Consider the following 9,889-nt stretch of genomic DNA (forward strand, 5'->3'; position numbering starts at 1 on the left):
GAAGAGCCGAATGTGTTAGAGAAGCCAGAGGTAAAAGAGCAACCGGAGATCTTGGTAACACCGATCGAAGAAGAAAATAAAGAAGAAACAACAGAAGAAATGAAAGACTTATTAAAGCCGGAAGAACCAAAGGTGAAAGAAGAACCGAATGTGTTAGAGCAACCGGAAGTATCAAGCAAACCAGAAGTACAAAACAAACAAGATGTACAAGATAAATCTGAAGTAACATCTAATGAAGAAGATAATAAGCAATTAAAAGTACTTCCTCAAACAGGTGGAGCATCAACTGAAGCTACTTCTGTTATCGCGGGGATGTTAACATTAATTTTAGGTGCAAGGTTGTTTAGACGTTCAAAAAATTAATGATGAGAGTTCGTTCGGAAACGAAATGTATGAAAAAAAGCGGAGACGATAAGTCTTCGCTTTTTTTCGTACTTAGCTAAATTGAATCTTCCTTATTAAATATTGTTTGAATTGATCTGTTTTACTGCGGAGATATATAGTTGTTAAATTCAAATTTTTATAGGGGATAGTGAGAATGAAAAGTTTTGATGCCATGAATTTAGGAGAGCGATCCAAAAGACATACTTAATAAGAGAGGCCGTCCCTAAAAAAGGGACAGCCTCATTGAATCGTATTATTTACGTGAAAATCCTTCTTCATCAAGGTATTCCGCAGCTTCTGGATAAGAGTTGAATGTACCGTCTAAATTTACACCAGCGTACACGTTCCACATATCGTCCTCTGAGATAAGAGTAAGGATATGACCGTCTTCGTTCTGCCATTCTTCTTCTTTTGCAGGTTCTGCAGGAACTACGATTTCTTCTTGTGATAATAGTTCAATTGATTGCTCAATTACTGAGCGTAACTCATCTGCTGAAAACTCACGGATGTTAACCATACCTTTATCATCCGTTTTGTAACCTTTAATCCCACTTGCATATACAAATCCGTTTCCATTTGGATGTAAATGATATACAACGTTCTTTTTATCTAAACGACTTTCTTCAAAGTGAAAGTTCACACGTTTTAATGATACGTTTTTTCTTTCTAATTCTGGGAAAGATTCAATGATCGATAATTTTTCTTCAAAAGTTAGCATAGTGCCTCCAAATATATAATAAAAGATTTAATTTATCCATTATATCATAGTTATAATAGTTTCCAAAGATGCGGTAGGAGCTTACAATTGAATGCGTTTACGTCACGATACTGTAAAAAGTGGACTAACGAATGTATCCTTTTAGGTGTACAATGGAAAATGGACTTTATACAAAGGTGGTTATTATATGTTTCAAAAAATAGCAAAGGAATGTTTAGCAGGTTTTACTGTTGCGATTGTTGCATTGCCACTTGCCATTGCATTTGGTATTGCTGCAACGGGAACGTCTGAGGGAGCACTAGTCGGATTGTATGGTGCAATTTTTGCAGGCTTATTTGCGGCGTTATTTGGTGGTACACCTGGGCAGGTTACGGGACCAACTGGACCGATTACGGTTATTGCAACAGGGGTTATTGCGACGCACGGATTAGAGGCGAGTTTTATAGTATTTATGATGGCGGGACTGTTTCAAATTTTATTCGGTGTATGTAAGCTTGGATCTTACGTGCGGTACATTCCCTATCCTGTCGTATCAGGATTTATGAACGGTATCGCATTAATTATTATTTTAGGTGAAATGAAGCATGTGCAAAATAGTTTTCTACTCGTCGTATTAACGATTATTGTCATGATTGTTTCTGGAAAGTGGATTAAGGCTATTCCATCTAGTTTAGTCGCATTAGTAGGTGTGACAGCTATGCTTCCTTTATTTTCTTCTGCGTTAGAAGGGCTTACAGTGAAGTTACCGGTTATCGGAAATTTGTCATTAAATAAGGTGATTGAAAAGATTGGGACGATTCCAGAAGCGATGCCAACGCTTCATATTCCATCTTTAAGTGGAACAGGTATAGCAGAACTTATTTTACCAGCGCTTAGTATTGCTTTATTAGGATCGATTGACTCGTTGTTAACATCGGTTGTAATGGATAACGTGACGGGGACACGTCATAAAAGTAATAAAGAACTGGTCGGACAAGGTATAGGTAATGTGATGAGCGGATTGTTTGGCGGATTAGCAGGGGCAGGTGCGACTGTACGATCTATCGTTAATATAAGAAGTGGCGGTAAAACGGCGCTTTCAGCAAGTATGCATAGTGTTATATTATTTATTTTCATTATGGGACTTGGATCAGTCGTACAATACATTCCACTTGCTGTATTATCAGGTATTTTAATTTTAACTGGTATTGGCATGTTTGATTGGGAGAGCATGAAGAAAATGCATGTAGCGCCAAAAGGTGATGTCGTTGTTATGCTCGTAACGATGATTGTCACAGTGAAGTTTGATTTAATGATCGCGGTTGCGTTCGGTATTATTCTTGCCTTCATTATATACATGGTGAAATGTAAAGAACGTAAAGCTTCTATTGTAAAAGAAAAGGAAGCAATATATAAAATTAAGGGCCCACTTTCGTTTTTAACAGTGGATCGTGTTTTTTATGCTTTACAAGACGTAAAATCTCCGGTTGTTTTACGTATGAAAGATACACGCTATATGGATGTATCAGGAGCTATGGCGTTATTGAATTTCATTGAGCAGTCGGGTAAGTCAGGATTGAGTGTAACGCTAGAGCAAGTGCCTGCTCATATTGAAAAGATATTAGTAACAATGGCGAGTAGTGAGCAGAAAGATAAATTACTATTTACAGAAGCTGATGTTATGCAAGGAAATGCCCTCGTATGAGGGTGTTTTTTATTGTTTTAATATTTTTCTTTTATTGGAATTTATTAATCTTAGCAGTATAGTAACATTCTAGATTAGGTATGTAATATTATATTAATGTATATGAATTATGAGAATTTTCGTTGGAAGGAAGAGCTTTAAGCTGGGGGGAATAATTGATGTACAAACAGTTGCCACACGGAGTGAAAATTGGGATTACACGCTCAATTGTTGTTTCTTTTGAGAAGTATATGAAAGAAATTGAATGGAACGAAGAAAAGTTTGATATGCAACAATTTGTTGAACAGTGGAAACAGTATTTATACACAAAATCAACTTGGATCAATAAAGTAGATGATGAGTTGAAAGGACATCCAGATTTCCATCAAGCGTTAGCAATGAAAGTAAATGAAAAAATTAACGAGCTTATTAATGAAAAACCGAGCGAAGAACAAGTGGAGCAATTAAAAAGAAATAAAGTAAAGCATGCAGATGAAATGTGCAAACTAGAAGCTGAATATCATATTGAACGTTTATTCGTAACGAAATAAATTTTACATAAAGAAAAAGCCTGTCCAAAGAGGTGTGATGGCATGTTTTCTACTGATAAAATTTCGTTTAGACTTGCTGTTAAACTAGCAAAATCCCATTCTTCTGGAAGCATACCTTCTACAAGATATTGCTTAGAAATGGCTTCTACAGCATGATCAATCATTGGAATAATAATTTCAATCATATTTGTATCTTCTTGTAATAAGTTATTACGTAATTTATAAATAACGTTACGTTGGTCATTTATTACATCGTCTAACTTTAAATTGTACTCACGCATTGAGAAATGGCTACCTTCACAAATTAATTGTGTACGGTTCACAAAATCATGGACTTTAGAAGTTAGAATAAGTCCTGTTTCATCTGTTTTCAGTGATTTCATTAATTTCTCGACTTCTTCTTGTGCGAAACGTTTTAGCATTTCATCTTCTAAAGAAAGGAAGAATTGAGAGCTACCTGGGTCACCTTGGCGACCAGCACGACCTTTTAGCTGATTGTCAACGCGTCGCGATTCATGGCGTTCTGTCCCGATTACATGTAATCCACCAAGTTCGTGAACACCCTCACCTAGTAAAATATCGGTACCTCGTCCGGCCATATTCGTCGCAATTGTAATTTGTCCTTTTTGTCCAGCAGTTGCGATTAAATCAGCTTCTTGTTCTGCGCTTTTTGCATTTAATAATTGATATGTAATATTTGCTTCATCTAAGTAACGAGCAACGGTTTCTGATTGTAAAATAGACATTGTTCCAATTAAAATCGGGCGTCCTTGTTTATTGTGTTTTAGAACATCTTCACGTACAGCTTTATATTTAGCATCGGCTGTTGCGTATACGACGTCCTTTTTGTCTTCACGAATGATCGGACGGTTTGTCGGAATCGGCATAACTTCCATGTTATATACACGGTTAAATTCTTTTTCTTCCGTTTTTGCTGTACCTGTCATACCAGATAGTTCTGGATACATACGGAAGAAGTTTTGAATTGTAATGGACGCTTGTGTTTGATTTTCTTCAGTGATTTCTAAGCCTTCTTTTGCTTCAAGAGCTTGGTGTAAACCGTCACTTAAAGAGCGACCATCCATAACACGACCCGTGAAAATATCTACAAGTAGAATTTTTTCATCGTGTACAATATAGTCAACATCACATTGGAAAGCGACATGAGCTCGTAATGCTTGAATCATATAATGATATAAAGTTTGATGTTCTAAATCATATAGGTTATCGATATCAAATAAATCTTCTATTTTTGTAATACCGTCTTCTGTAAAACTAGCAGATTTCGATTCTGCATCGTATGTGTAATGAAGAGTATCCTGGAATGATTTAATAACTTTTGCACATAAATAGTGTAAATCGGAGCTGCTTGATTTCTTACCAGCGATAATAAGAGGTGTCTTTGCTTCGTCAATTAAAACGCTATCAATCTCATCGATAATAGCAAAATGATAAGGACGTTGTACCTGTTCATTTTTTGAAGAGGCCATATTATCACGTAGATAGTCAAAGCCAAATTCTGTTCCAATACCGTATGTAATATCAGCTTCGTAAGCAAGTTTCTTTTCGGCAGGATCGATTTGAGGAATATTTAATCCAACCTTTAAACCTAGAAATTCATGAACTTGGCCAATTAATTCTTTATCTCGTTTTGCTAAATAGTCGTTTACAGTAATAACGTGAACGCCTTTTCCTTCAAGAGCACGTACGTATGTTGGAAGAGAAGAAACTAATGTTTTTCCTTCGCCAGTTGGCATCTCTGCAATATTACCTTCTAATAGTACAAGGCCACCAATTAACTGCACATCGTAGTGACGTAATCCAAGTACACGCTTTGCTGCTTCACGTACAACAGCGAATGCTTCAACTTTTATATCATTCACTGTTTTTCCATCATGTAGCATGTTTTTAAATGTGATCGTTTTATGACGTAATTCTTCGTCAGATAAATCAGATAGTTTTTCTTCTAGATTATTAATTTCTTGAACAAGTTGTTCATATTTTTTTAGTTTTCTCTTTTGAGAATCTCCTAACAGCTTTTTTACCGAATTCAGCATGTTGTAAACACTCCTCTTACTGACAATAGCTACATTATAGCACATGTTTATCCTGAATAAGTAGAAGTAGTAAATTCAAGAAAAAACTGGATATAAATAAGGTGTTATTGTACATAATATATTTAAAACTTAGAAAGAAAGAGAGTATTCAATGTATAAGAAATTTGGTATGATAGCTAAATGAGATTTTTCAAAAAAGAGAAGAATATAGCTATCTCGTTTTATGATGTAATAGGTATGGAAATTATATATTGAAAGAAAAGAGCTAGAAGATGAATAATAAGTTTGTGAAAGGCGCTGCGATTTTAACGATTACAACGTTTCTATCGAAAGTGTTGGGAAGTTTTTTTCAAATCCCATTACAAAATATAGCAGGAGATGAAGTGCTGGGGATTTTCCGCCTTGTTTTTCCTGTGTATATGATAGCTTTAACTTTATCAGTAGCGGGAGTACCGCTAGCTATATCAAAATTAATTGCTGAACTTCATGAGAAGAATGACGAGGACGGAATTGCCAAACTATTTACTTCAGCATCTATTATTGGAGTAATATTTGGAGTTCTTGGATTTTCAGTTATTATGATTGGATCAAGTATGTTTGCAAATATGCTTGGTGGACAAGATACAAAACTTCCACTAATTGTCACTTCGTTTGCGTTATTAATCGCACCATATATGGCGGTATATCGAGGGTATTTCCAAGGTTTTGGGGATATGATTCCTACCGGGTTGTCACAAGTAATTGAGCAGTTCATTCGTGTTTTCTTTATGTTAGCAATTGCATTCTTATTTGTATCTTGGAATAAAGGGAGTGACGTTGTAACAGGCGGCGCAATGATTGGTTCTTGCCTTGGGGTAATTACGTCACTTATCTATTTGAGATTGAAGTATGTAAAAAGTGTATATCGTTATAAAAGTAACGCATATTCACTACAAGATTTTAAAGATAATGCAAAAAAGATACTTCAGGTTTCGATTCCAATTGCAGTTGGAGCATTATCGATGCCGGTGTTAAATTTAGTTGATTCTGTAACGATTCCACATATGTTGCATGAATCCACTACAACGATTCAAGAACAATTTGGTATATATAGTCGTGGATTCGCGTTTACACAATTAATTGTCGTGTTTGCAAGTGCGATGGTATTTCCGTTAATCCCATTGTTAACTGCTGCATTAACAAAAAAAGATATAGCCTTAGCCAAACAAACAATTGAACGAACAAATGAGCTTGCTCATGTTTTAACAACGCCGATAACAATCTGGCTCATGGCACTTACAATCCCGTTAAATGTTGGATTGTTTACAGATGCGAAAGGGAGCGGAATGTTAGCTATTTTAATTGGTAGTTCGTATTTTACGTCACTTATGGTATTATCAATAGGAATTTTGCAAGGAATTAACCGTTCTAAGCAAGCGGCGTGGATAGTTGTTGGAGCGAGTTTTGTAAAAGTCATATTAAATATAGTACTTGTAAGTCAATTTGGCATAACTGGTGCGGCTTATAGCACACTTATCATATATATCATGATTTGTATCGTAAACTATATATACATTCGAAAAGAATTGGCTTATTCGATTCACATGGGGAGATTTTTTGCTGTAATTGGGGTATCTAGTATAGTAGGTATAGGATTATATTTCACATCTACTTTCATAAATGTGGTAGATTCTAGACTTATTGCAATAATATATAGTGGTGTAGCGTTTTGTGTGGCCTTGTTCATATATGGCATATGCGCATTAAAGTTGAACTGGATATCCAAAAAGCAAATCCCATTTTTACGTAAGTAAATGAGTCCATAAATGAGTATGGCTATTTATATGTTTGTGAAAGAAATCAATTTGAAGTTATCCAACTTTTCTTATTAAAGAGTTGATAGCGATTTGTTGAATGACAAAAAGTTGATTGCGAAATGTTGGAGGAGATTAAGAGTGCGGTTAGTTTTATCAGGATATTATGGTTTTTATAATGTTGGGGACGAAGCAATTTTGCAATCAATTATTAAAGCGCTATATGAAGAGGATCCCACTCTTGAGCTTGTTGTACTTTCGAATGACCCCGACTATACAAGAAAAATGTACGGTGTAGAGGCAGTAAATCGCTGGGATATAAGAGCAATTTATAAGGAAATAAAGAGAAGTAATGGCTTAATTAGCGGAGGAGGAAGCCTCCTTCAAGATAAAACGAGTATTAAAAGTATTTTGTACTATACGGGTATTATGCGAATTGCTCGTTTTTTGAAGAAGCCGTATTATATTTATGCGCAAGGAATTGGTCCAATTACGAAAAGACAAAATCGTTTATTAGTGAAATGGCAAGTATCAAAAGCGGAATATATATCAGTTCGTGATGAAGATTCATTTTTGTATTTAAAAGAAATTGGTATTAAGAAGGATATCGAACTAGTTCCAGATCCAGTATTGGCATGTCAAGCAGAAGGAATGAAGTCGGAGTGGTTGCAAAAACATGCGATTCAAGGGAAAGTAATTGCAGTTAGTGTGAGGTATTGGGACGCGAAAGAAGATTATATGAAGAAGCTAGCAGATACGCTGAAAAAATTTAAGCGTGATGGATACCATATTTTATTCGTACCAATGCATGGACCATTTGATCAAAATGCATCACGCGATATTATTAATTTAATGGGAGAAGAAGCTCATATGCTTCCGTATAAGCTCGATATTCATGAGAAAATTTCAATTTTGTCGGAATGTTCGCTTCTAATCGGTATGAGACTTCATGCGCTCATACTATCAGCCGTTGCTAATATTCCCATGGTAGGTATTTCATATGATCCAAAGGTTGATTCATTTTTACAACAAGTAAATCAGCCGATTATCGGAAACGTAGATGGTGACTGGACGGCTGAAACTTTGTATAATGTCGCAATGAAGCAACTAGAACAAAAAGAATATATACAAGCAAAATTGGAACAAAGAGTAGAAGAATTACGAGAGCAAATTTCAACAGCGTCTCGATACATCATAAGTGATTTGAACTCAAAAGAGTTTAAAAAAGAAAATGTCGAATTTCATAAGTGATTGTAAACTTATGCTTATAAAAAAAGAAGTTTGAGAAATAAGACATATGTTTTAAAATCCTAATGTTATATATATGTATAATATTAGGATCAAATGTTTTATTTAGTAAATGGTAAGAAAATAGGTATGCTAATAAAGATGTCGATTAACGTACCAACATCTTTATAGTTATATTTTGTAATTATAATCTTTTTCTGTGATAGTTGTAAATGGTTATAAGAAGATTGTTGAAAATGTAATGCTAACGGTGAAACTCTAGGTTCATTATATGTGAACGTAACAGAAGGTAATGTAGCATTTAAAAACTTTGAACTTGTATCTAAAGTAGGTCAATACGGTGCATCACCTGATACAAAACTTGATCTAACTGTTTCTAACACAGTTGCATATCAATTATCTAAGTACACTGACAAAGGTACATTAGTATTCAAAGTATTAGGCGATAAGAATGTTGTAACAAGTGAAATTGGTTCACAAGCAGTACAAGTGAACGTTCTTAACAATCCAAATCTATAAGTCGATTATAGATAAAGTGAAAAATCAGTGGGGATTCATCCCTGCTGATTTTTTTAATAGAAAGAAGGCTCTTGTAAAAATACAAGAGCCTTCTTTCTATTTCTTAAACTTAAACATATCCCCACTCAAATTCGAATCACTATACACGAACAATACCATGTTAATGTTGTTGTCTTGAATGTATTGATATACATCTTTTTCGTGATAGTGACGCAGGTCGAGGATAGATGTGTGTTTGAAACTTTGTGCTAAGTGTGGCACGATTGCGTTTGCGAATGAGTCTTTTAGGACTAGGGCGCGTACTTCATTTTGTGCGTTGTTATTTTCGATGACGATTTCTGGATAGTCATCCGTGTAATAACCTGCGTATGATGTTGTATCTTTTTGTTTTTCTACGCCGTATATTTCATCTAAGTTTTGGTGAATCGTACCTTGCACATCTTTTGCGGTTACGCTTGTGAAGTTGAAACCGTCTTTCGGTGTGTAGTAGCATAATTTTTCACCATTGGCATCGATGAGTTGGTATAGTTGGTTGTTAAAACTTCCGACTAAATGTTTATTTTGCGCACATGTCCGAGTGTAGTCTTCTTTTTTTATTTCTTTTCCTTTATATATAGAAGATTGTTGCCCGATTGTGTTCATTATATATTGGTAACCTAAGAAGGCACCGTCCATATTCCAATGATGATCTGTTTTGAAATACATGTCTTGTATTTCTTCGTTTGTATAGTTCTGTTTAAAGTGTTCCATAAGTTTTATTGGCTTTACGTCTGCTGGAAGCTTCTTTAGAAAGTAATTTAAATTTTCCTGTGCATATGTGTGAATATGAGAAGGTAATTTAAATGATAATGCATTCGTTTTTGACGGTGGTAAAGCAAAGTAAAACTCAACGTTTTGTTCTTTTAAAAACTGAGACAAATCGTTTATAGCAGGCATAGATTGGTCAATTTCATTAT

General features: G+C 35.0%; 8 protein-coding genes and 1 pseudogene. 6 read left to right on the top strand and 3 right to left on the bottom strand.

Annotated elements, in window-relative coordinates:
• Positions 1-363 (top strand): LPXTG cell wall anchor domain-containing protein (locus MR083_RS25165; RefSeq protein WP_065383413.1); only part of this gene is annotated, 363 nt, incomplete at its 5' end.
• Positions 364-637: 274 nt separating this feature from the next.
• On the opposite strand, the gene MR083_RS25170 is transcribed toward MR083_RS25165, so the two are convergent.
• Positions 638-1,102: a hypothetical protein gene (locus MR083_RS25170; protein ID WP_000955012.1), complete on the bottom strand. Its 465-nt coding sequence runs from the start codon at positions 1,100-1,102 to the stop codon at positions 638-640.
• Positions 1,103-1,289: 187 nt separating this feature from the next.
• Here MR083_RS25170 and MR083_RS25175 point away from each other — a divergent pair, with 187 nt between their 5' ends.
• Positions 1,290-2,786 carry a SulP family inorganic anion transporter gene (locus MR083_RS25175; RefSeq protein ID WP_000486700.1) on the top strand — a complete coding sequence of 499 codons (1,497 nt, stop codon included), beginning with the start codon at positions 1,290-1,292 and terminating at the stop codon, positions 2,784-2,786.
• Positions 2,787-2,944: 158 nt separating this feature from the next.
• The gene (locus tag MR083_RS25180; protein ID WP_000278023.1) at positions 2,945-3,316 is read left to right on the top strand and encodes a hypothetical protein; all 372 of its coding nucleotides are present in this window, start codon (positions 2,945-2,947) and stop codon (positions 3,314-3,316) included.
• 35 nt (positions 3,317-3,351) lie between these two features.
• Here MR083_RS25180 and secA2 read toward each other — a convergent pair.
• A pseudogene (gene secA2, locus MR083_RS25185) lies at positions 3,352-5,373 on the bottom strand (accessory Sec system translocase SecA2); the annotation flags it as partial.
• A gap of 272 nt (positions 5,374-5,645) precedes the next feature.
• Here secA2 and MR083_RS25190 point away from each other — a divergent pair.
• From MR083_RS25190 to MR083_RS25200, 3 genes are all read left to right on the top strand, one after another.
• Entirely contained in the window at positions 5,646-7,166 is a 1,521-nt protein-coding gene (locus MR083_RS25190) for a putative polysaccharide biosynthesis protein (RefSeq protein ID WP_242270012.1), read from the top strand.
• Between the two features lie 141 nt (positions 7,167-7,307).
• On the top strand, positions 7,308-8,417 hold the full coding sequence (csaB, locus tag MR083_RS25195; protein ID WP_242270013.1) for a polysaccharide pyruvyl transferase CsaB: 1,110 nt from the start codon (positions 7,308-7,310) through the stop codon (positions 8,415-8,417).
• Positions 8,418-8,687: 270 nt separating this feature from the next.
• Positions 8,688-8,933, top strand: coding sequence for a hypothetical protein (locus MR083_RS25200; RefSeq protein WP_001103254.1), 246 nt, complete (start codon positions 8,688-8,690; stop codon positions 8,931-8,933).
• A gap of 96 nt (positions 8,934-9,029) precedes the next feature.
• On the opposite strand, the gene patB1 is transcribed toward MR083_RS25200, so the two are convergent.
• Positions 9,030-9,889: secondary cell wall polysaccharide O-acetyltransferase PatB1 (gene patB1 / locus MR083_RS25205; RefSeq protein ID WP_242270014.1), on the bottom strand; the 860-nt coding region annotated here is incomplete at its 5' end.

The sequence above is a fragment of the Bacillus cereus group sp. BfR-BA-01408 genome (assembly GCF_022663305.1).
Lineage (GTDB): Bacteria > Bacillota > Bacilli > Bacillales > Bacillaceae_G > Bacillus_A > Bacillus_A pacificus.

Coding starts and splice junctions, on each gene's coding strand:
- MR083_RS25190 (WP_242270012.1), top strand. CDS start 5,646: ATGAATAATAAGTTTGTGAAAGGCGCTGCGATTTTAACGATTACAACG.
- MR083_RS25180 (WP_000278023.1), top strand. CDS start 2,945: ATGTACAAACAGTTGCCACACGGAGTGAAAATTGGGATTACACGCTCA.
- MR083_RS25170 (WP_000955012.1), bottom strand. CDS start 1,102: ATGCTAACTTTTGAAGAAAAATTATCGATCATTGAATCTTTCCCAGAA.
- MR083_RS25175 (WP_000486700.1), top strand. CDS start 1,290: ATGTTTCAAAAAATAGCAAAGGAATGTTTAGCAGGTTTTACTGTTGCG.